This is a genomic window from Streptosporangium pseudovulgare (genome assembly GCF_014648055.1).
In the GTDB taxonomy this organism is placed as follows: Bacteria; Actinomycetota; Actinomycetes; order Streptosporangiales; family Streptosporangiaceae; genus Streptosporangium; species Streptosporangium pseudovulgare.
In genome coordinates, this window is record NZ_BMQJ01000023.1 from 1 (window position 1) to 20,952 (window position 20,952).

A 20,952-nucleotide genomic window follows, 5' to 3' on the forward strand; every position below is an offset into this window, starting at 1 on the left:
GATGCGGATGCTGTCGGTGAGGGTCTGCTCGTACAAGGCAATGGCGCGGGTGAGGTCTCCGGCCGAGCGGTAGGCGTAGGCGAGGTTGTTGCGGCTGGTCAGGGTGTCGGGGTGCTCCTCACCGAGGATGCGGATGCAGTCGGTGAGATTCTGCTCGTGCAAGGGGATGGCGCGGGTCAGGTCTCCAACCGCTATCAGATAGCGCCCCGCCAGGCCCTGCAAGGACAGCACTCGGACCGCAATCTCCACGGTGGATACAAGTTCCTGAGCGGTGATGTGCTGGTGTAAAGCGGCGGTCTGCTCGATGAACGCCTCACGGTCGCCCCGATCCCACACCACCCGCTCCAACGATGGACCACACGCTCGCACCCATTCGGCTACCGCGCCCAGCACCTCATCCAGCCGGCCCTTCTTCCGCGCCGCATCACGGATCACCGTCTGAATGAAGCGGTGCATGCTCACCGAGGAGCCGTCCACGCTCACCACGATCAGTGAGGCATCCGCCAGCACCCCGATCGCCGTATCCACCCGCACTGCCCCATCCCCACCCACCTTCCCGGTCAAGACGGGGTAGGCGGTGAGGCGATGCAGCCACGAGCGCGGGACTCCGGCCGGTGACAGCACCGCCAGTACCTCCAGCAGTCCCCGCTCCACCCGCACCCGCGCTCCGGAGCCGAGCTGCGCCAGCGACAGCAGCACCGCCTGGGAGGCCCCGTGCGGATATCCCTCACCCGGGATGGTCGGCAGCATCTGCTTCAGCGAGACCGAACGCAGTCGCCGCACATAGGTGGCGTAGTCCAGATGCTGGCTGCGGATCACCCAGGCCGCCTGCGCCAACGCCAGCGGCAACCGTTCCACCTCCTGGGCCAGCAGTAATGCCCCCTGCTCGTCCGTCCGGCCGGAACGTTCCTGCAAGAACGCCACCGCCTCATCCACGGTGAACACCTCCACAGGCACCGCCACCCCCAGCGCCTGGACCTGCCGCCGGTTGCTGGAGATCACCACCTGCACACTTCCCAGCGCCGGCAACAAACCGGCCGCCACTTCGGTGCCGGTCAGGTTGTCCAGCACCAGCAGGCACGGCCCGCTCTGGCGAGACAACCACTGCTTGAGCCGCCGCGCCCCCTGCTCGGCATCCTCCCCGGCCACCGCGATCCCCACCGCCGCGGCCACGGCGTCCAACCCGGCCAGCAACTGGTCATCGGTCTCGGCATTAACCCACGCCACCAGCGGCCACCCCTCCTCGGCCCGCCGCCGCGCATAGGCCGCCGCGATCTGGGTCTTGCCCACCCCCCGCGCGCCGGTCAACGCGCACACCACCACCGCCCGCCCCGACCCGGCCGCCTCCTCCAACTCCCGCATCAACCCCTCCCGCGGCTGAAAGGCCATCGGCCGACGCGGAATGTCCCCCACCACCACCGAGGACGCAGCAGAATCCGGCGCCTGGTCCTGCTCGGATGCGGCGACAGGGCCTGGCAGCGACAGCGCACCGGAAGGAGACACCGCGATCTCCACCCGGACCGGAGCAGCAGGCGTCTCCGCCGACGTCGTAGCCGCCTCCACCGGGGCCGTGCTCCCCTCGTGGGGGGAGACCTTGCGTGTCACCCATAGCCCCACCCCGACACAGGTCATCGCTGCGGTGAACCAGCCGACCTGAGCCCACCACGGGCCTTCTACCTGATTGGTGGCCACTCCGGCGGCTACCGTCGCAACCACACCCGTCCCCGTCAGGCCCCAGCGCTTGCCCCGGCTCACCGTCATATCCCCAGCTAACCGCGCCTCACGCGCAAGCACCGGCATGAAGAGGACACGGCAACCAAACTGCGATCAACCAACTTGGATCTGCCCAATGAAGGAGATCCGATCCGTCTCGGATGCCGTGTCCGACGGGACGGGAAGCGAAGGGAAAGCGGCGGGGAGTTACGGGGAACGCGATTAGTTTCGTGAGCTGTTTCTTCGCAGGTCGAGCGCGATCGACACGCGTCTTTGCGAGCAGGTGATCCGCCAGGCTTTTGGGAGCCACCTTGGGAGCCACTCGGGTGGTCGATCATGAACTGATCCGAACAGCCTTGAGCGACTGGAGCCCTGGCAAGCAGCAGGGTGAACGGCTCTGAACGATCCCGGATGTCGTTCGGGGACCTTGTAAACAGAAGGCGAGTGATGGCGCCCTGGCTGTACAGCCACGAGTACAGCCAAGGGGACGAACGACGGCGGAACCCGGCGAACGACCACGGACACCCGGCCGCCAGGTCGAAGCCCCGGACTTTGATCGAATCGGCTTCTTTTAATCCGTAGGTTCGGGGTTCAAGCCCCGTGGTGCCCTACCGGCCAACCGCTTCTCTCTGATCTCGTTCGGCGAGCTCTTACAGTTCTTGGGCCGGTTACGGAGTCCACTGAGTGGAGTGAGCCCAGGCTTCTGCGTGTTCCGTGATTTCGGCGATGATCGGGCTCTTGGCCGCCGCGTAGGCGTTCATGTCGGGCCAGTCGTGAGCGGCGAGTCGCTGTTTGAGTTCCCCGTAGAGTTCGCGGTCGGCGGTGTCGTGGCGCAGCCAGTCACGAAAGAGGAGATGGCGGCGTTCCCAGTCGCTGTCTGTGGTGCAGACGTGCACATGGACGGCGAGGTCCTGGGTGCGCACCATGCGGTGGCCGAACTGGCGGACGCGCAGGTGATAGCCGGCGGCGACGAGTTGTGGAAGGTAGGCGTCCTCGTCGTCGGCGTTGGGCACACTCAGGTCGATGTCGACGATCGATTTGGCCGCCAGCCCGGGGACCGCGGTTGAGCCGATGTGGTCTACACGGCGGGCCAGCGGGCCCAGAGCGACGATGATGCGCTCTCGCTCCTGCGCGAAGCGCCTTGGCCACGCCTCGTCGTACGAGACGACTTTGATGTCGCGCCTCTCCTGTCCGCCGATCAACTCGATGTCTTCCGCCATGATGGGCATCATTCCATCAGGGCGACGTCGCTTGATCACGCTTCTTCCAGCCGGGACGGTCAGCCGGTGAGGGCGCAGATTGATCACTGCTTGGATCTTCGACCTCACCTGTCGTGACGTGCAATATGCGTGCAATGATCATGGTGGCGAGAGCGGTGCGGAGATATCGCGTCGCAGGTCAGGAGCCGTGCCACGCCAGGAACGGTCATGGGCTGTAAAACCGTCGGCATTCTGGTTCTCGGAGCCAACACGCCGTCCGACCCCGGACCGAGCTGGACTGATCTGAACAGACGGATTGTCCGTGACCTGCGCGGCGAACCGGTCTGAACGTCATTGGAGATATTACGGGGGCCTACGGATCAGAAGACCAATCGGAGTTCAGGGCGATTTAGAACCACTCAAGGCGGACCGTGCATGCTCTCTGACCCGTGCTTTCTGGTGCCAGATGAGCTCTCCGTGAGCCGCTTCTTGGAAACCGGCGGGTGACTCAAAGGGGCTGACGCGGGAGAAACACTTCCGAGGGTGAGGGAGCCGACGGCAGCTCACTCCGGCTGATGAGGAGGAAGAGTGTTCGAAGCAGCCCGACTACCAGAACCGGAATCCCGATGATCCAGCAGCGCAAGCCCGCCCAGATGCCCGCATTGACCTGCTCGCCGTTGCCCTGGATCTCGGGCGCGAGACTTGAGGCGACCACCGGAAGCGCGAGCAGTGCGATACCTGCGAGGATGAGCGCCGCGCTGGATGCGATCGACTGCCCCTGCCGGTAGGGGCGAGCCGCCAGCAGGGTCAGGACCACGGCACATACGACGGCAGGCAGCGCCACCTTGCCCGCCCAGTGCAGCAACATCGTCGTCCCGTACCACCGCTCATCCGAAAGCGGCTCCGCGAAGTAGAGCACAGAATCCGGTGCGCCTTGGAGGTCCCGGAGTGTGCCCAGCAGGCCGCCACCGATGAATGCGCTGATGAACACAGCCCATCGCCACCCGGTCCGGAAACCCTTGGCCGAAACGATGACAACGGCGACGGCGGCGAGCATGCCGAGCACCACGCCCTTGCTGGCCCCGTTGGCAAACGGTATCCACTTGTTCCATGGGTAGTTCCCGACCGTGATGGCCGTCCACGCGCCGATGGCGCCCCAGGCCACGACCCCGATGGCGATCGCGACGCATAACAGATCCCTGACACGCTCACGTTCGGTCACGCCTTGGCCTCCTTCATCTACGACACGCGTACGGATCACTCTGTCGGTGACTTCGAGATGCTGCAATGCGTGCTGTGGCAGCCCTTGTGATCGTCGGCTGTTGCGGGACATACGCGGGATGATCTTCGATGGTTGAGGTCCAGGGAGAGGCTTTCACCCTGGTGAGAGGCAGTGTCCCCGCCGGGAACACGGCCCTCTTGAAACCGCTAGGGCCGGCGCCGGTCCTCGCGGGTTCGAATCCCACGCTCTCCGCTCACCACGCGAAACGGCGCCTGACCAGAGGTTTCCCTCGGGTCGGGCGCCGTTGGTCGTTTCGGGGATGTGCAGCGGGATGCCACTGTGAGCGCCTCTCGGCCGGTGGTCGCGTTTTCGGCCCGGGGCGGGTCAGCGCGTGATCATCTCGTCCGGTCGTCCCGGCGTGTGTGGTCCGGGGTCCGGCCGGCGTCCGCGGTTGCGTAGCGACCTGAGTTGCTCGGCCGCCTGGCCGAGCCGGTAGTACAGCCGTGGTGGGACGTGCGGGAGGAGCGGGGAGTGCCGCTTGCTGAGCAGTTCGATCAGTTGCTCCGGTGGAAGGCCGACGTAGCGCGGGAGGCTCTCATACCATCGGGCGCTGTAGCGGGCCGCTCTCAGGGAGAGGCGGATCGCGGCTTGGCGTTCCCGATCGTAGCGGGCGAGGGCGGTCTGGAGCTGTGTCTCTCCGTGTAGTGCGTTGACCAGGAAGGCGGCGTCTCCCAGTGCGAGGGCGGTGCCGGCGCCGATGGAGTAGTGGGTGGTGTGCGCGGCGTCTCCGAGCAGGACGAGGTTGTCGTGGTACCACGTCCGGGTGGTCAGGGTGCGGAAGTTCAGCCAGTATGTGCCGTCTTCGGTGTGTGTCTGGGCGATCAGTGGGTGTCCATCCAGGGTGTCGGCGAAGAGTTTCTCCAGAAGGGCCAGGCTGTCGGCTTTGTTCGCCTGGTGGAGTCCGAGTCCTCTCCAGGTGGTGGGGGAGCATTCGATGACGCAGGTGCTGTGGTCCTTGCTGAATCCGTAGCCGTAGCACCAGATCCAGCCGTGCGCGGTCTCCACGAAGCTGAAGGTGAAGGAGCGGAAGACCTTGGTGGTGCCGAGCCAGGCGTAGACGTTGCGTCCGACCGTGATCTCGGGGCCGAAGTGGTCGGTGTGGCGTTCGCGCAGCAGGCTGTTGACGCCATCGCCGGCGACGACGAGGTCGGCGTCGGCGAGTTCGTCCTTGTCGGTGATCTCGTGTTCGAACTCGATGTGCACGCCGAGGGAGCGGGCGCGTTCGGTGAGGATGCCGAGCAGTTGATGCCGGCCGATGCCGAAGCCTTCGTCCCAGTCTTCCACTGCCACCGTCGCCACCGTGGCGCGGTCGTGGACGTGCATCTCCCATCTGTCCCAGTGGATTGAGTTCTCCTGGATGGCGCGTGCGGATTCGGGGTCGGCGCCATGAAGGTCGTTGAGTAGTTCGCCCCAGTAGGTCACGCCCCAGCCGTACGTCGAACCGGCTGGGTTCCGCTCGTGGACGGTGATGTCGTGGGAGGGGTCCACCCGTTTCATCAGGATCGAGAAGTACAGGCTGGCGGGTCCGCCACCAACACAGGCGATCTTCACAACAACTCCTGCTGTTACTTATTGTAATCAATTAGCATCATAGAGTAGCAGATGGTGATTTCTTCCCAGGTCATCACGCCAGGCGTCGAGCCGTCAGGGCGTGGGCGCGTCCCGGCGGCCGCGGAGCTCCGGCACGAGCGGCTCGTCCGGCCCGATGCGTTCCGGGAAGATCCGGATCTCCCGCATGGAGATCGGTTCCGGGCTGAAACGCTTCACCCGAACGGGGTACGGCTCCCGCCCCGGTGGGAGGCGGAAGCCGTACCCCGTTGAGGGCGCCGTGACCGGTTCACGCTGATCACGGTTCCGTCAGGGGAGGCGTCGCGCCGAGATCCCACCGGCCGTCGATTCCGATCAGGCGCACGGCGGCGAGGTATGCGGCGAGGTATGCGGCGAGCAGGCTCCCGGCGTCCGGTGACGACGGCCACGCTGCGCGCCCCGGTGTGGTTCACTCCCAGTCCGACGTCGAAGTAGACGTTCGGGTACACCTGGGCGAGGAAGCCGGCGCTGCGGTGGAGGGGTGACGCAACAGCGGGTCAACGCTCTCTGAGCCGACTGGAACTGTCAGCCTCGCACGCCATGATCAGCTCGCATGCGCCAGCACGTGCCCTCAAGGAGTGCCATGGCGGGGATCATCAAGACATTTCTCGACTCGCGCAAGATAGAGCGGTACCTGGTGGGGGTCGTGGACGTCGAAGCGGAGTGGGATCTTTTCGGGCCCGAGAGGGACGACGTCGTTCCCTGGTCCATCGCGCTTGTACTGTGACCATGTTCTCGTCAAGTACGAACTCTGGGACGGCGAGCCACCTGCCATGGACTGGGATGAGAGCTGGGCGGGGGCCGTTCACCTCCCCCTCGGGAAGGATCCACGCGATCAGTTGCCGCTCCGGAGAACTGGATTGTTACGAAGAGTTCGAGCTGGGCCCCCGGGCCGCCGGTGGCAGTTCAGGGTCCACAGGAAGCTCCCCGGGCATGAGGACTTCACAGTGGACATCGTCGGCTTCTCCCTGTTCAAGGTGCAGTTCCGGCCGTCTGCGGAGGCTCCTGCCCTCTTCTGAGAAGGCATCATCTCCGCACGGCGACAGGCCCGGCTCCGTGATCCGGAGTCCGGGCCTTTCCACCTTGGGCGGTGTTCGCGAGCGGATCAGGCCTGCGGCAAGGAAGGCTCTTCCTTGATCGCTTGCCGCACGAGAGGTGATCGCTTCCCACGGTCCGGCGAGCCGTCCCGTCCGTGTCTGCCGGAAAAGAGGTCGAATGACCCGTTGCTGCGTACACGAAGGTTACGGACGCGGACGAGGTGCACGAAGCGGGAGACGATGACGGCGGCGGCGGCGAGTGCGGCGGTGGCGGCCCAGGCGTACAGCGCGAGCCACACGTATGTGATCTGCTCCAGCGTGCCCGCCCTGTGCATGGCGAAGCCGATAAGGTCCGCGAGGCCGAAGAAGAACACGATCGGTGCCGAGTACGGAATCAGCCTCACGAGCGGGCGCCAGGCGGCCAGGCCCTCGCGGCGGCGGGCCCAGCGGCGGGCACGGCGGACTCCCAGGGCGCCGAGTCCGAGGTTGAGCACACTCAGGCCGGCCAGCCAGGGGTCCGCGGTCATGGTGAAGGGCGCCGCGCCGGCGTCGGGGCGGCCCTCAATGATGTCGATCAGGCCGTTGGTGATGAGAAGCGCGTCGTCGCCGGAGATCATCCCTGTGTTGGTGACCACGGCGATGCCGTACCGGCTCGCGGGCAGGAGTGTCTGTGCGGAGTTGTGGGTGAGCAGCCAGCCGGTGTGCTGGAGCTGGGGCGCTCCACCAGAGGTCTTCCCGGTGTACCAGCCCATGCCGTACGTGCTGCCGGCCACGCCGGAGGCGGTCTGGGCGGTCTTCAGGGTTTTCTCGGGCAGGGCAGAGCCGGCGCCGTTCTGCGCAATCAGCCACTTGGCCAGATCGTCGGCGGTGCTGACCACGCCGAAGGCGCCGTTGAGGAACCACTTCGGATGGGAACGCTCGATGACGCGGTCATAGGCTCGTATGTAACCCGCGCCTTGGCCGGGGAGTTCACCGGTGGTGTTCACGGTCGTGGTGGACGTCATGCCGAGCGGGCGGAACACGGCGGCGTTCATGTAGTCGGCGAACGGCACTCCGGCCACCACCTCGGTGAGCCGCGCCGCGACGGCGTAGTTGGGGTTGTGGTAGGCCATCTTGGTGCCGGGTTCGGTGGCGAGCGGAGCGGTTCGCAACATCGCGACAGCGTCCTTGAGGGTGTCCGGTGCGGGGAGCGTCAGTTCCGGGAAGCTCATGTCGCTCATCCCCGAGGTCTGCTGGAGCAACTGCCGCACCGTGATCTTGGCGGCGCGCGGGTCGGCCATGGCGAACTCGGAGAGATATGTCCGCACAGGAGCGTCCAGGTTGATCTTGCGTTCGTCGCTGAGGCGAAGGACCGCCAGGGCCGTGAACGACTTGGAGACCGAGGCGAGCGGCATCGGAGTGGCTTTGGTGATCGTCTCGTGGTCGGCTGTGTGACCGTAACCTGCCGTATGCACGACCCGGTCGCCCTTGGTGACGGCAACGATGGCACCGGGTAGCCCGGTCCGCTCGACATAGTCGCGCATGTAGTCGTCGATCGTGCTCGCACTCAGGTCTCCGGGCCGCGGGGACGCTGCGGAGGCATGCGCCGTCGTCGTTCCCAAGGCCAGCAGCACACCAGCCAGTCCGGCCATCGCCGCGGCCTTCCGCATCCTCATCGGGTTCCTTCCGAGCTTCCTGTTCACTGGGAACCCAAAGGTAGAAGTCCGTGCGGGCGGCGCACAGGACACGATCGTCTAGCCCGCACCCTGACTTTCGTCAGGGGGACATGGATCTCTTTGTCTCGGCATCGCACCCGCACATGTCGCCGATGGCGGGACCCAGGGCGGGCTCGCAGAGTGGCTGCACCGGTCCGGCCTGCCGGCGGCCTTCGGCCGGCAGGCCGGACCGCCCGCCTTGGAGCTCACCGCAACAGTGACCGCTCGGTGGGCGCGAGTCGCAGTCGTTGCGACGTCCTCACCCACCGCTCCGAAAGGGCGGGCAGCACCTCCTCGGACCAGCGTCCCGAGCGCTGCAGGGAATCCAGGTGCTCGTCGAGCCGACCTTCGTCGGCGAACCGTGCGAACCACACGAAGACCTCTTCGCCGGTCCGCACCGGCAGCGCCGGGAAGGTGTTCGGGGCGTGCTCCGATCGCAGATACGCCAGTGGCTCGCCGCCGGCCTCGGCGAGCACGGGCCGGACCCGCCGCTCGAAGAACTCGATGAACGCGGTGTCGAACGGGCCGATGCCGTGCCAGATCGTGGCGAGGACGAGCGACGACGGGAACACCGACGGCTCGCCGGGGGCCGGCCGGGCGTCCACCGGCGCCGGGAAGCCGCCCCGCGCCGAGGCCGGTCGCAGCAGCAGCACGTCATCAGAGTCGATCATCGTTGCGTTCGCCTCGTCGCGGTGCGCCCGCCAGATCGGCCCGCCATAAAAGCTCCCCAGCGCCTTCGCGCGGCGCGGCATGTCTTCGAAGCCGCGGAGCCATACGAACCGGTCGGGGTCGTCCAGGTCGCGGAACTGCCCCAGGACGGTCATGCCCGTCGCTTCCTGGGTTTCGACGAACTCCCGGTCGAACAGGTCGATCAGCACGTCGCGCTGTCCCGGGTGCAACGTGTACTGCCGTAGTTCGACGATCGGACACCGTACGGCTTCCATCGGATCCACTCCTCGTTCAATGATGTAACAAGTTTTGTTACAATAACGGCCGTGCTGTGATGCGGCGAGATTCGACCGCCGTACCGGCGACTAGTTCGTCACCGTTTCGCGGAGCATGTCGGCGATGGAGGTGTCCGCCAGCTCCCGCCGGATGGCCTGCTCGACCCGGCCGTAGGTCTGGGTGAGGGCGGGCCGGATGCCTCGGCCGACCGGACACTCCAGATTGGGCTCGGTGTGGTGCAGACCGAACGGCTGCTCCCCCCCGACCGCGTCGTACACCTGGAGCAGGGTGATCTCCTCGGGTGCACGGGCCAGACTCCAGCCTGCGCCGGCGCCGTGGCGGACCTCCACCAGACCGGCTCGCCGCAGGTCGCCGAGGCTGCGCCGGATGATCACGGGGTTGGTGTTGACGCTGGCCGCGACCTGGTCCGAGGTCAGCACCTCCTGGCCACGGCGATGCGCCAGCGCCAGCCACGTCAGCGCATGCGTCGCGATGGTCAACCGACTGTTCGCCGCCATCACCCCTCCTTGCCGTAACATTTTCTGTTACAGATGTGCGGCGGTCAAGCCACGTCGACGGGCCGTTGTCGAAGGGATGCGGGGACGCGGGTGGCGACATCGCGGCCCCCATGCAGCCCGGCGATCACCACCGGGTGGTCGCCTCTCCGTCGAGGCCGGGGCGACCGGTGAGCCGGGATTCGTTCCCCGCCCCGGCTCACCGAGTAGCGTGGCTGGTCATCGCGTGCCATGCGAGGCGGCTCCGATCCTCCTCGGAGACCGACAGGAGCATGAGAAAGAGCGGGACGATGCCTGAATACGGGAGTGACGGACGTGTCCCGCGCAGGGGAGGGGCGAAGGGCGGCCTCCGAGTGCCCGTCCTGGTGAACCTCGGACTCGGCGTGCCCGCGAGCGTGCCGCTCTATCTGGCGTGGTGGTTGCTGACCGAATACATGCCGATGGACTGCAGGACGCCGGAAGACCTCGTCAAGCCTGGGCTCACCAACTGCAACTACACGATCCTCGATCACTCCCACCCTGTCATGTTTCTCCTGGCGGTGACCGGTGTGTTCACAGTGGCCTTGGTGGTCGTGATCGATGTGATCCTCCCGCTCCGGCGCGGGCGAAGGCCGGCGGCATGGCTCGGTGCGGCCGTGCTCATCCCCGTTCCGTTCGCGGTGTGCCTGGCGCTGGCCTGACGACTGGACCACGCCGAGTCCCGTGGAGGCCGTGGGCGCCGCTTCCGGCCGGCGGCGGGTGCGGACCCGGTACGGCGGGACTTCGGGATGCCCGCCGTACCGGGTCCGCACCCGCCGACCGGAAGCCACGCCGCCGCCACACCGGTGCGGCATGACGATCGCCGTGCCGCGGCCGGACACCACGCGGGAGCGGCGGCGATCGACGGCCCGGGACCCGGTTCCTCGGTCCTGGTCCATCGGGGAACCGGGTCGCCGTCCTGCCTGCCGCCGATGCCCCGCGGTGCGCAGGGAGGGCGCCGGGTGCGGCCAGGAATCAGGAGAGGGTGTCCTTGACCACGATCTGGCCGTCCTCGATCACGAAGGTCTGGTTGGCGTTGGGCACACACTGCCACAGGTAGACCTGCGTGCCGTTGGTGCGGCCGTTGGTGACGTCCAGGCATACGCGGTTGCCTGAGTTGAGGGTGGACTTGAGGATGATCAGGCCCTTCTGGACGACCCAGAGCTGGTTGGCGTTCCCCAGGCATTGCCACTGGTACACGCGGGTACCGTTGGCGCGGTTGTTGGAGGCGTCCAGGCACATCTCCCGGCCCCTGCCGATGGTGTCCTCCACCTTGATGAGGCCGTCCTGGAAGACGAACTTCTGGTTGGCGTTGTCGTCCTGGCACTGCCACAGGTACATCTGGGTGCCGTTGCCACGGTTGTTGCTGACGTCGACGCACGCCGGGGGGCCGACCAGGGCCGTACGGCCGGCGTGCCGGTGAGCGGAGGCCGCGGCGGGCAGGACGGTGACCGCACCCACCGCGGCGGAGATGACGGCGACGGCCAACGGACGGCGAGCAAGCATGGTTGCCTCCCGAGAGAGTTGATCGAGACGCCAGCACCATGTCACTACCGTTCGTCATTGATCAATCACCGAACGCGTGCGTCCTGTCGTGCGGTGGAACGTGGGGTTGTCGGCGAGGCGGCGTCCACCGGGAGGGTTCACGGCTTCGCCAAGATCCGGAACGTGCTCGGAATGATCTCGTCCGCGAATGATCAAGAACATCGGGATGAGCAGGTCTGAGTCCTGTTTGGGCAAGAGAAACCTTGCACTTCCCCTCCGATGGCCCTTCGTCCTCCTCATGGGCCGAATGACCCGGATGCGCCCGCCGATTCAAGGGCGCCCGGGGCCTCCGTCCACGGTCGGCTTCGCTGATCCCTGACATGGCGAACCCGTTCTGAGGATCGGCGACTGCGAGGAGGGCAGAGGCGGACCGGGGGACGGGTCGCGTGCCGTCCGCCGTGCCCGTTGCGTGATCCCTGTGTATGAATGAGTCATGACCGCGCGATATGACGGCCAGGCCGAGTGGTACGACGGCTACATCGGGCCCGGTGCCGGCGCCAACGCCGCCTGGATCGTCGATCTCCTCGGCCCCGGGGGCGGTCTGTGCCTGGACATCGGTTGCGGTACCGGCCTGTACCTCGAAGCCATCCGGTCCACCGGCCGCACCGTCGTCGGCCTGGACCGCTCGGCCGACCAGCTGCGTCTCGCCCGTGGCAGGGACGGAGCTCCACTCCTGCAGGGTGACGCCACGAGGCTTCCGTTCGCCGCGGGCGCCTTCGCCACGGTCACCGCGCTGTGGGTCTCCACCGATGTCGGTGACTTCGCCGGCCTGGTGCGGGAGGCCGCCCGCGTGCTGCGGCCGGGCGGGATGCTGCTGTTCTACGGCGTGCACCCGTGCTTCAACGGTCCTCACATCGAGCCGCGTCCGGACGGGGCAGTGGTCATCCACCCCACGTACCGGATCACGGGCCGGCACAGGCGTTCGCCGTGGTGGCGCGAGGGCGGCCTCCGGGACAGGGTGGGCATGAGCCACGTGCCACTGCCCGACCTGATCAACGCGTTCGTCGACGCGGGGCTGACCATCGACCGGGTGACCGAGCCGCGCGAGGACCCCGTTCCCTACGCCCTGGCGGTCAGGGCGTTCAGGGCTTGACGCGATCGACAGCCGGTCGGGCGTCGGCGTCCGTCACACGGCCGATCCACTGGACGGGAAGTCGTGTCGACTCTACGTTCCGATCATGCGGACATACGCCGAGAAGATCTTCGATGAACCCAACTTCCTGGACACCTCCGACGAGGCCGAGGGCGAGGCGGAGACCGTCAGCCGCTATGTCGCCGCCACCCTCACCCGCAGCGGAGATCAGTGGATCGCTGTCGCCCGTGACCTTCCCGGCGGAGCCATCGTCCGAGCCGAGGGCGCGACCTGGAGAGAGGCCAGGAAGAACATCGCCCGACGCGTCCTCTGACCGACCGGCCGTGGGTGTTCCGCACCGTCGCCCCCCGAGCAGGGTCAGTTGCGCGTGAGGACGCGGGTGACGCCCGCGACGACGGCCGTGGCGAACAGCCAGCCGAGCAGGACCATCGCGGACGCCACCCACTGTGCCAGTCCCTGGTGCTTGAAGGCGCTTTCCTGGCCGAGGTTGACGATCGGCAACAGCACGTCGGCGGCGTACAGCACCGGCTGGTAGTGCGGGTGCTCGTCCGCCTTGATCGGCTCTGGGCGGTGGTAGGTGAAGAACACGCTTCCCGCGGCCAGCAGCGCCAGTACCCACGCGGCGGCCCGCCCCGGCCGGTAGCCGTAGCCGACCATCCCGTCGAGCAGGTATCCGAAGATCCTGGCGTACCAGGGACGCGAGGCGCGGTAGCGACGCTGCTTGGCCAGCAGGACCCGCCGCGCCTCCTCATCGTGCCCCTGGCGGCGGTAGTAGGCCGCCAGCTGCTCATACGGCTGCGCCCGGTACTCCTTCCCACCTCGGCGCAGCCACTCCAGCCGCTCGCGGGAGGGCAGGTCCGGCTCCAGATCGTCGTACACCAGCTCGTTCAGATCCAGATCGGCCGACCAGCAGCCAGGGTCGTCGTACAGCGTCCCCACCCGCGCGCCGGCGAGATCGACCTCTCCATCGGCGGTGAATCCCGTTCTCAGCCACAACGACCGGGCCTCGACATCCACGCAACTCAGCGCTGTCCCGCCGGGGTTGGTCAGCCGCGCCCCGTTGAAGCCGAGTTGCCCGGAGATGCGGGCGCTGGGGAGGCGGATTCCTCCTTCCGCCTGAAACTCCTCCTGGCAGAACATGTTCCCCTCGACGACCAGCCCATCGGCGCTGAGGACCACTCCGTTGGGGTTGGTCAGCCGTGCCCCGTTGAAGACGAGCTGTCCGGAGACGCGGGCACCCAGGAGGCGGATCTCTCCCTCCGCCTGAAACCCCTCCTCGCAGAACATGCCTCCCTCGATGACCATCCGGTCGGCGTTGAGCGCTGTTTTGCCGGGGTTGGTCAGCCGTGCTCCGTCGAAGTTGAGCTGGCCGCCAATGCGGGCGTCCAGGAGGCGGATCTCTCCTTCCGCATGAAACCCCTTTCGGCAGAACACGCCTCCCTCGGCGACCAGCCCATCGGCGTTGAGTGCCGCTCCGCTGGAGTTGGTCAGCCGTGCCCTGTTGAGGCTGAGCCGGCCGGAGATGCGGGCATCGGTCAGGGCGGCGCGCTGCATGCGGCACGCGTTCAGCCAGAGGTGTCCTTCGATTCTCGTGTCATTCGCATTCAGGCCGGGGAGCACGCTGCGGGTCAAGCTCACCGTACGAGTCGCCGCCTCATCCAGGCATACCGGCTCCTCGAACCAACATCCCTCCAGCGAAAGGGGAAAATTCACTTCCGCGTGGGCCAAGGCCAGTTCACCGGTCACGCGTGCCCCTCGCAGGCGGACCGCCGCCACCCGCCCGGGAGCCGCCTGCTCGTCCGACAGCAGCAGCGCCGCGATGACCGTGGCTCGCACCCGCCGCTCATCGCTCCATTCGCCGCCCTGCTGCGGATCGTCCTTCTCCGGATCGCCTGTCCTCAGATCGGCCTCATCGCCCCGTGCAAACGCCTCGCACAGCCGACGCTCGGCCTGTGACAGCTCCCCGAGCCCCCATTCGACGGCAAAAGATGCCCCATCAGACATGAACTGATTATCATCAGACCCATCTGTCCTGCACTATAAAAACCCGGTTTTTCCAAAGGGAGAATTCTCGCGTGGACGGCTCGGTCTCCCCTGGGTCCGCAGCCGAGCCTTGTACGCGCCGTTCACACCTCTACGAGTAGACCGTCCTGGGAGCCGCCTTGGGAGCGGGACAGAGCCCATCGCCGCCGGGTCCGAAAGCCCTTGGCCGAGACGATGACAACGGCGGTGGCGGCGAGCATGCCGGGCACCACGCCGACCGTCCGCAGATCTGCATGTTGTCCCATTTGGGAGACGAAGAGAATATTGTCTGATTTATTCAATGCGAGGAAATGGTTTCGGTAGATATGAGAAATCTTTCCTATTGTGTCCAGTTGCAGGGGTCGCCGATATCAAGATGGAAAAGATCAATCATTTTATTGACATGTACTATTTGTCTGAATAGGGTGCTATCCCTGTGAAGTCAAGCCGGAAGATCGAGCTGCCGTTCGCGGCCACGCTGTTCACAGCCGGATGCTCTTTACTGCCGGGTTCCGGCGTCTCCGCTTCCGGCGACAGCGGAGGCGGTCCACGGACACCCGCTTCCTCCGCTGAGCCGACGCCGACCGCCGGATCACACTGGCCGCCGACGTACTGTTCGCCTTCGACAAGGCGGACCTGTCGGCCAAGGCGCGTTCCCGCATCGAGCAGGTCGCGGGAATCCTGAAGGAGCGCGCACCGGGCAAACGAATCGGCATCGACGGTTACACCGACGCCAAGGGCTCGGACGCCTACAACGCCGAGCTGTCGCGCAGGCGCGCCGAGACGGTTCGGGTCGCGCTGGCTCCGCTGCTGGAGGGCAGCGGCGTGATCCTGACGGCGGCCGGTCACGGCGCGGCCGAGCCGGTCGCTCCGAACACGGTGACGGTGGACGGCGAAGTGGTGGACAACCCCAAGGGCCGTGCCCGCAACCGGCGTGTGGAGATCACGATCCCGCGCTGAGCCGGCACCCGGCATGCTGCGGCGATCGCAGCCCCGCTCAGGCGTTACAGGGCCATGAGGCGGCAGGCGGCGCTCCCGCGTGCCACCGGAAACCTGACGGCTGATCACAGGAAACGGCGACCGGCCCAGGTCGTGAGCCCCGGCCGGGCGCCGTCGGCCGTTTCGGTGGCGTCCGGCCGTACGCCGTCATGGGCGGCTCCCGGCTTCCGGCTTCCGGCTCCCGGCTCCCGGTTCTCGACTCCCGGCTCCCGGATCCCGATCCCGACCCCGATCTTCGGCCCCGGTTCTCGGCTCCAGTCCCGCTTTGATCTTCGGCCCTTGGCCCTCAGCCCCTGCCCTCGGTCCTCGGCCGACGGGTGCGGAAGGTCCCGTTGACGGCGGACGCCACCGCCTCGACGTGCCCGCCGGCAGGGGGCGTCGAAGAGTCACACCCTTGTTTTCCAACACATACGGGTGTAAATAAAGATGAAACCAAACCGAAACGGCGGTGAATCAACACCATGTACGCCGAGGAGCGGCAGCAGGAGATCCTGCGGCGCGCCCGGGAGGCCGGGCGGGCGGACGTGATGGCGCTGGCGGAGGAGTTCGCCGTCACCACCGAGACCATCCGCCGTGACCTGACCGCGCTGGAGCGGGCGGGCGTGCTGCGGCGGGTGCACGGCGGCGCCATCCCCGTGGAGCGGCTGGGCTTCGAGCCCGCCCTGGCCACCAGGGACGAGGTGATGACCGCCGAGAAGGAGCGCATCGCCAAGGCCGCCCTCGCCGAGCTCCCGGAGGACGGCGCGGTCATCCTCGACGCGGGGACGACCACCGCGCGGCTGGTCCAGATCCTGCCGCCCGACCGGGAGCTCACGGTCATCGTCAACTCCCCGCCCCTGGCGACCGCGCTGGCCGTACGGCCCGGCCTGAATGTGATCATGCTGGGCGGTCGGGTGCGTGGGCGGACGCTGGCCACCGTCGACGACTGGGCCCTGCGCCCGCTCGCCGACCTGCACGTGGACGTGGCGTTCATGGCGGCCAACGGCTGCTCGGTGTCCAAGGGCCTCACCACCCCCGACCCGGCCGAGGCCGCGATCAAACGGGCGATGATCGGCGCGGCGCAGCGGAGCGTGCTGCTCGCCGACCACACCAAGTTCACCAACACCTACCTGGCCCGTTTCGCCACGCTGTCCGAGATCGACCTCGTGATCAGCGACACCGGCCTGGACACCGCGACGGCGGCCGAGATCGCGGCGGCCGGTCCCGAGGTGGTGCGTGCATGATCGTGACGCTGACCCTCAACCCCAGCCTGGACCGGACGATCGACATCGGGTCGCTCGACCGCGGCGCCGTCATCCGCTCCGCGGCCACCCATCTCGACCCGGGCGGCAAGGGGGTGAACGTCTCCCGCGCGCTGCTGGCCAACGCCGTCCGCTCCCGCGCGGTCGTTCCCTACGGCGGCGAGGAGGGCAGGCGGCTCATCTCCCTGCTGTCGGCGGAGGGCATCGACATGGTGACCGTACCGGTCACCGGGCCGACCCGCTCCAACGTCGCGCTGGCCGAGCCCGACGGCACGGTCACGAAGATCAACGAGCCGGGCACGGCCCTGTCCGCGGCCGAGCTGGACGCCCTCGCCGATGCGGTGCTCGGCGCGGCGGGCTCCGCGGACTGGGTGGTCGCCTCCGGCAGCCTCCCGCCCGAGGTGCCGGCCGACGTCTACGCCCGCCTGTGCCGCCGTTTCGCCCACGCGGGCATCCTCGTCGCGGTCGACACCAGCGGGCCCGCCCTGAGGGAGGCCCTGGAAGCGGGGCCCGCGCTGGTCAAGCCCAACCGGGAGGAGCTCGCCGAGGCGACCGGCCGGGCCATCACGACGCTCGGCGACGCGATCGAGGCCGCATCGACGCTGCGCTCCCGGGGCGCGGGCACGGTCCTGGCCAGCCTCGGGCCCGACGGCGCGGTCCTCCTCGAAGGCGACCAGGTCTGGTACGGCGAGGGCCCGGTCGCCGAACCCCGCAGCACCGTCGGGGCCGGCGACGCCATGCTGGCCGGGTTCCTCGCCGCCGGAGCGCGGGGCGAGGCCGCGCTGGTCGAGGCGCTGGCCTGGGCGACGGCCGCCGTGGGGTTGCCCGGCAGCCGGATGCCCGGTCCGGCCGACATCCGCCGCGACCACGTCCGCACCTTCACGGCCGATCCCGCCCTGCCGCTGCGGTCCGGGGGCTGACAACGGCCGATCCCGCCCTGCCGCTGTGGTCCGGGGGCTGACAGCGGCGCACCACCACCCCCCTGACCGGCGGGCCCGACGCGCCGCCGGTCACCCCGGAAGGAGCACACCGGATGAGCACCGACTACACACCCACCGTCCAGGGGACCGGGGTGAGAGCCACGATCCAGCGCTTCGGCGGGCACCTCGCCGGAATGATCATGCCCAACATCGGAGCCTTCATCGCCTGGGGTCTGATCACCGCGCTGTTCATCCCCACCGGCTGGCTGCCCAACGAGACCCTGGCGGCCCTCGTCGAACCGATGGTCAAGGTCCTGATCCCGGTCCTGATCGGCTACACCGGCGGGCGGATGGTCCACGGCCAGCGCGGCGCCGTGGTGGGCGCGGTCGCCACCATGGGCGTGGTCGTCGGCGCAGAGGTGCCGATGTTCCTCGGCGCGATGATCATCGGTCCGCTCGCCGCCTACCTGATCAAACTGGTGGACGGTTTCACCCAGGACCGGACGAAGGCCGGCTTCGAGATGCTGGTGGACAACTTCACCGCGGGCATCGTCGGCGGCGCCATGGCGATACTGGGCGTCCTGGGCATCGGCCCGGTCATCCAGACGGTGACCAGGGCGGCGGGCGAGGCGGTCGCCTGGCTCGTGGGCAACAACCTGCTCCCGCTGGCCTCGGTCCTGATCGAGCCCGCCAAGGTGCTGTTCCTCAACAACGCCATCAACCACGGCGTGCTCAGCCCGCTGGGTGTGGCCGAGGCCGCCGAGCACGGCAAGTCCATCCTGTTCATGCTGGAGAGCAACCCCGGCCCCGGCCTCGGCCTGCTGCTCGCCTTCCTGTTCTTCGGCCCCCGGGCGCTGCGCCCCAGCACCCCCGCCGCGATGATCATCCACTTCTTCGGCGGCATCCACGAGATCTACTTCCCGTACGTCCTCATGAAGCCGCGCCTGATCCTCGCCGTCATCGCCGGCGGCGCCGCGGGGGTCTTCGCCTTCATCGTCACCGGCGCCGGCCTGGTGGCTCCGCCGTCCCCCGGCAGCGTCTTCGCCTACTTCGCGGTGACCCCCAGGGGCGGCTGGTTCGCCTCCGCCGCCGGGATCGTCGTCGCCACGGCCGTGTCCTTCGCGGTCGCGGCGGTGCTGCTGGGCTTCGGCCGGGGCGAGAAGGACACGGACACGGACGCGACCGCGGTCACCCGTACGGACACGGACACAGACCCGGACCCGGACGCGGCCGTGGCCACCCGTACGGCCCCGGACGCGGACGTGAAGGACCCGGAGGAGACCGTTCCCGCCACCTCACCCGCCAGCAAGGAGGCATGATCCATGGCCGGCATCGACGGCAAGGACATCCGCAAGATCGTTGTGGCCTGCGACGCGGGCATGGGCAGCAGCGTCATGCTCGCCACCCAGGTCCGCCGCCAGCTCAAGGGGGCGGGGGTGGAGGTGGTGCACACCCCGGTCAACTCCATTCCCGGCGACGCCGACGTGGTGCTCTGCCACGCGGGACTGGCCGACCGTGCGAGGGCCGCGGCCCCGGGCACCGTACTGGTCCCCTTCCAGGTCTTCATCGGCGACCCCGCCGTGACGCGGCTCGTCGACACCATCAAGAAGGGCGGGACCGTCGGTGGCTGAGACCGCGCCCCTTCCCCTCGACCCGCGCGCCGTACGGCTCACCGCCTCGGCGGCCGACCGGGACGACGCGATCCTGCAGTGCGGCCGGGCGCTGATGGAGGTCGGCGCGGTCGAGTCCCCCTATCTCGACGCCATGCTGGAGCGCGAGCGCGCGGTCTCGACCTACATGGGCGAGGGGGTCGCCATCCCGCACGGCACCCTGAAGGCCAAGGAGGTCGTCAGGCACGACGCCCTCTGCGTGCTGCGCTTCCCGGACGGCGTCGACTGGGACGGCGAGCGGGTGACGGTGTGCGTCGGCATCGCCGCCCGAGGCGACGGCCACCTGCGGCTGCTCTCCGCGCTGGCCCGGATCCTGATGGACCCCGAGCGCGCCCGTGCGCTCCGCGAGGCGGAGGAGGTCGCCGAGGTGCTGCGCCTGCTGGAACCGATCGAGGAGGAAGAATGAAGGTCGCCCGTTTCCACGCCCCCGGTGACATCCGGGTCGAGGACGCCGACGAACCCGTCGCCGGGCCCGGAGAGCTCAGGATCCGCGTGCGGAACTGCTCGACCTGCGGCACCGACGCCAAGATCCTCAAATACGGGCACCACCACATCAGGCCGCCGAGGGTCATGGGCCACGAGATCGCCGGGGAGGTGGTCGACGGGGCGGGCGGCTGGGCGCCGGGCGACCGGGTACAGGTGATCGCCGCCATCCCCTGCGGCCGGTGCGGCGAGTGCCTCCGGGGACGGATGACGGTCTGCCCGAACCAGGAGTCGATGGGCTACCACTACGACGGCGGCTTCGCGGAGTACATGGTGGTGCCCGAGAAGGTCCTGGCCGTGGACGGCGTCAACCGCATCCCCGACGGTGTCGGCTTCGCCGAGGCGTCGGTGGCCGAACCTCTCGCCTGCGTGCTCAACGGACAGGAACTGGCCCGGGTCGGCGAGGGCGACGACGTGGTGGTCATGGGGTCGGGCCCCATCGGCTGCCTCCACGTACGGCTGGCCCGCTCGCGCGGAGCCGCCCGGGTGTTCCTCGTCGACGTCAACGCCGGACGGCTGGAGGCGGCGGCGTCACTGGTACGGCCGGACGCCGCCGTGCACAGCGGGGAGGACTCCGGGGACGTGGTGGACCAGGTGCTCAAGCTGACCGAGGGCCGGGGCGCCGATGTCGTCATCACCGCCGCGGCCTCCGGCGCGGCCCAGGAGCAGGCGCTGCGGATGGCGGCCCGCCAGGGACGGATCAGCTTCTTCGGCGGCCTGCCCAAGGACGATCCGATCATCCGGTGCGACTCCAACCTGGTGCACTACCGGGAGCTGACCATCGTCGGCGCCAACGGGTCCAGCCCGGCGCACAACGCCCAGGCCCTGCGGCTGATCGCCGACGGGCGGGTCCCCGTCGCCGACCTGATCACGCATCGGCTGCCGCTCCCGGAGGTCCTCGACGGGATCGGCATCGTCAGCCGCGGCGAGGCCATCAAGGTCACCGTCGAGCCCTGACCGGCCCCGGCCCCGGCTCCGGTTTGGGCCCG

At 68.2% G+C, this 20,952-nt stretch carries 21 protein-coding genes; 11 read left to right on the forward strand and 10 right to left on the reverse strand.

Features of this window, described 5'->3' with window-relative positions; translation table 11 throughout:
- From IEZ10_RS32705 to IEZ10_RS40135, 5 genes are all read right to left on the reverse strand, one after another.
- The coding region (locus IEZ10_RS32705) for a tetratricopeptide repeat protein (RefSeq protein WP_189250387.1) at nt 1-1,755 on the reverse strand (1,755 nt) is incomplete at its 3' end.
- Between the two features lie 626 nt (nt 1,756-2,381).
- Nucleotides 2,382-3,020 carry a GrpB family protein gene (locus IEZ10_RS32710; protein WP_229811879.1) on the reverse strand — a complete coding sequence of 213 codons (639 nt, stop codon included), beginning with the start codon at nt 3,018-3,020 and terminating at the stop codon, nt 2,382-2,384.
- 400 nt (nt 3,021-3,420) lie between these two features.
- A complete protein-coding gene (locus IEZ10_RS32715; protein ID WP_189250388.1) occupies nt 3,421-4,134 on the reverse strand; it encodes a hypothetical protein in 714 nt (237 codons plus the stop codon).
- 384 nt (nt 4,135-4,518) lie between these two features.
- Nucleotides 4,519-5,745: an FAD-dependent monooxygenase gene (locus tag IEZ10_RS32720; protein WP_189250389.1), complete on the reverse strand. Its 1,227-nt coding sequence runs from the start codon at nt 5,743-5,745 to the stop codon at nt 4,519-4,521.
- 93 nt (nt 5,746-5,838) lie between these two features.
- A complete protein-coding gene (locus IEZ10_RS40135; RefSeq protein ID WP_268246399.1) occupies nt 5,839-5,961 on the reverse strand; it encodes a hypothetical protein in 123 nt (40 codons plus the stop codon).
- A gap of 403 nt (nt 5,962-6,364) precedes the next feature.
- Here IEZ10_RS40135 and IEZ10_RS32725 point away from each other — a divergent pair, with 403 nt between their 5' ends.
- Complete coding sequence (locus tag IEZ10_RS32725) at nt 6,365-6,508, forward strand: hypothetical protein (RefSeq protein WP_189250390.1); 144 nt, start codon at nt 6,365-6,367, stop codon at nt 6,506-6,508.
- A gap of 378 nt (nt 6,509-6,886) precedes the next feature.
- Here IEZ10_RS32725 and IEZ10_RS32730 read toward each other — a convergent pair whose 3' ends face one another.
- The 3 genes from IEZ10_RS32730 to IEZ10_RS32740 all read right to left on the reverse strand — a co-directional run bounded on the left by IEZ10_RS32730 (nt 6,887) and on the right by IEZ10_RS32740 (nt 9,975).
- Nucleotides 6,887-8,473 carry a serine hydrolase domain-containing protein gene (locus IEZ10_RS32730; RefSeq protein WP_189250391.1) on the reverse strand — a complete coding sequence of 529 codons (1,587 nt, stop codon included), beginning with the start codon at nt 8,471-8,473 and terminating at the stop codon, nt 6,887-6,889.
- Nucleotides 8,474-8,718: 245 nt separating this feature from the next.
- Nucleotides 8,719-9,456: an NIPSNAP family protein gene (locus IEZ10_RS32735; RefSeq protein WP_189250392.1), complete on the reverse strand. Its 738-nt coding sequence runs from the start codon at nt 9,454-9,456 to the stop codon at nt 8,719-8,721.
- A 90-nt stretch (nt 9,457-9,546) separates the two neighbouring features.
- Nucleotides 9,547-9,975 (reverse strand): Rrf2 family transcriptional regulator, encoded by a 429-nt coding sequence (locus tag IEZ10_RS32740; protein WP_189250393.1) that lies wholly within the window; start codon nt 9,973-9,975, stop codon nt 9,547-9,549.
- 350 nt (nt 9,976-10,325) lie between these two features.
- On the opposite strand from IEZ10_RS32740, the gene IEZ10_RS32745 reads away from it, so the two are divergent.
- Nucleotides 10,326-10,652, forward strand: coding sequence for a hypothetical protein (locus IEZ10_RS32745; RefSeq protein WP_189250394.1), 327 nt, complete (start codon nt 10,326-10,328; stop codon nt 10,650-10,652).
- Nucleotides 10,653-10,965: 313 nt separating this feature from the next.
- Here IEZ10_RS32745 and IEZ10_RS32750 read toward each other — a convergent pair whose 3' ends face one another.
- Complete coding sequence (locus IEZ10_RS32750; RefSeq protein ID WP_189250395.1) at nt 10,966-11,496, reverse strand: ricin-type beta-trefoil lectin domain protein; 531 nt, start codon at nt 11,494-11,496, stop codon at nt 10,966-10,968.
- Between the two features lie 472 nt (nt 11,497-11,968).
- On the opposite strand from IEZ10_RS32750, the gene IEZ10_RS32755 reads away from it, so the two are divergent.
- On the forward strand, nt 11,969-12,628 hold the full coding sequence (locus IEZ10_RS32755; RefSeq protein WP_189250396.1) for a class I SAM-dependent methyltransferase: 660 nt from the start codon (nt 11,969-11,971) through the stop codon (nt 12,626-12,628).
- Nucleotides 12,629-12,713: 85 nt separating this feature from the next.
- Nucleotides 12,714-12,941, forward strand: coding sequence for a hypothetical protein (locus IEZ10_RS32760; protein ID WP_189250397.1), 228 nt, complete (start codon nt 12,714-12,716; stop codon nt 12,939-12,941).
- Between the two features lie 44 nt (nt 12,942-12,985).
- On the opposite strand, the gene IEZ10_RS32765 is transcribed toward IEZ10_RS32760, so the two are convergent.
- A complete protein-coding gene (locus IEZ10_RS32765) occupies nt 12,986-14,632 on the reverse strand; it encodes a translocation/assembly module TamB domain-containing protein (protein WP_189250398.1) in 1,647 nt (548 codons plus the stop codon).
- Between the two features lie 630 nt (nt 14,633-15,262).
- Here IEZ10_RS32765 and IEZ10_RS40140 point away from each other — a divergent pair.
- The 7 genes from IEZ10_RS40140 (at nt 15,263) to IEZ10_RS32800 (ending at nt 20,920) form a co-directional block, all read left to right on the forward strand.
- Nucleotides 15,263-15,610: an OmpA family protein gene (locus tag IEZ10_RS40140; RefSeq protein WP_268246401.1), complete on the forward strand. Its 348-nt coding sequence runs from the start codon at nt 15,263-15,265 to the stop codon at nt 15,608-15,610.
- A 500-nt stretch (nt 15,611-16,110) separates the two neighbouring features.
- The gene (locus IEZ10_RS32775) at nt 16,111-16,872 is read left to right on the forward strand and encodes a DeoR/GlpR family DNA-binding transcription regulator (RefSeq protein ID WP_189250399.1); all 762 of its coding nucleotides are present in this window, start codon (nt 16,111-16,113) and stop codon (nt 16,870-16,872) included.
- Nucleotides 16,869-17,810, forward strand: a complete 942-nt coding sequence (pfkB, locus tag IEZ10_RS32780; RefSeq protein WP_189250400.1) for a 1-phosphofructokinase — start codon at nt 16,869-16,871, stop codon at nt 17,808-17,810. The genes IEZ10_RS32775 and pfkB overlap by 4 nt, the downstream gene beginning before the upstream one ends.
- 113 nt (nt 17,811-17,923) lie before the next feature.
- Entirely contained in the window at nt 17,924-19,129 is a 1,206-nt protein-coding gene (gene mtlA, locus IEZ10_RS32785) for a mannitol-specific PTS transporter subunit IIC (protein ID WP_189250401.1), read from the forward strand.
- A 3-nt stretch (nt 19,130-19,132) separates the two neighbouring features.
- A complete protein-coding gene (locus tag IEZ10_RS32790; protein WP_189250402.1) occupies nt 19,133-19,441 on the forward strand; it encodes a PTS sugar transporter subunit IIBC family protein in 309 nt (102 codons plus the stop codon).
- Nucleotides 19,434-19,886 carry a PTS mannitol transporter subunit IIA gene (locus IEZ10_RS32795; RefSeq protein WP_179821208.1) on the forward strand — a complete coding sequence of 151 codons (453 nt, stop codon included), beginning with the start codon at nt 19,434-19,436 and terminating at the stop codon, nt 19,884-19,886. The genes IEZ10_RS32790 and IEZ10_RS32795 overlap by 8 nt, the downstream gene beginning before the upstream one ends.
- Nucleotides 19,883-20,920 carry a zinc-dependent dehydrogenase gene (locus IEZ10_RS32800; RefSeq protein WP_189250403.1) on the forward strand — a complete coding sequence of 346 codons (1,038 nt, stop codon included), beginning with the start codon at nt 19,883-19,885 and terminating at the stop codon, nt 20,918-20,920. The genes IEZ10_RS32795 and IEZ10_RS32800 overlap by 4 nt, the downstream gene beginning before the upstream one ends.
- Nucleotides 20,921-20,952 lie beyond the last annotated feature (32 nt).